The sequence below is a fragment of the Bacillus hominis genome (assembly GCF_018332515.1).
In the GTDB taxonomy this organism is placed as follows: Bacteria; Bacillota; Bacilli; order Bacillales; family Bacillaceae_G; genus Bacillus_A; species Bacillus_A hominis.
In genome coordinates, this window is the sequence record NZ_BOQD01000536.1 from 1 (window position 1) to 589 (window position 589).

Annotated in this window: 1 protein-coding gene and 1 pseudogene; both read left to right on the top strand. The window is 32.8% G+C overall.

Annotated elements, in window-relative coordinates; all coding sequences use genetic code 11:
- Nucleotides 1-155 (top strand): annotated as a pseudogene (locus KI356_RS27185) (2'-5' RNA ligase family protein); the annotation flags it as partial.
- Nucleotides 152-589, top strand: a 438-nt coding sequence (locus KI356_RS27190) for a GNAT family N-acetyltransferase (protein WP_212937001.1), incomplete at its 3' end; no start/stop codon positions are given. The pseudogene KI356_RS27185 and the gene KI356_RS27190, both read left to right, overlap by 4 nt.

Sequence of the window (589 nt, forward strand, 5' to 3'; positions counted from 1 at the left end):
TAAGTGTAATGGATTATATATATGAAAAATTTGATGTTACAATAGCTTCGATTGAGAAGTTAAAATTAATTAAGGTAAACTATGAAAATGGTTCTGCCATTTCTTCTAGTATATTAGCAGAATATAATTTAAAGAGAATGGAGACAGCGAGATGACATATGTAATTAGAGAAATGAAGCAAGAAGATATTCATGCTGTACAAAACGTAGCAAAAATAGCTTGGCATGATACATATGAAGGAATTATACCGAGAGAGATTCAAGATAGTTTTTTAGATGAAGCATATTCTGATGAAAAGATGAAATATCGTCTTAAAAATACACATTTATTCGTTGCAGAAGAAGAGGGAGAAGTAATTGGGTTTGCGAATTTTTCACCTGTTAGACTGCAAAATGAAGCAGAATTAGGTGCAATTTATTTGTTGCCAGATCAGCAAGGAAAAGGGATAGGAAGTGCTTTATTACAAAGCGGGATTAAGGCATTAAAAGGGATCCGGAAACTGTACATACATGTAGAAGCAGCAAATGAAAAAGGAAAACGCTTTTATGAAGCGAAAGGTTTTGCGGAATTAGAGCAATTTGAAGAAGAT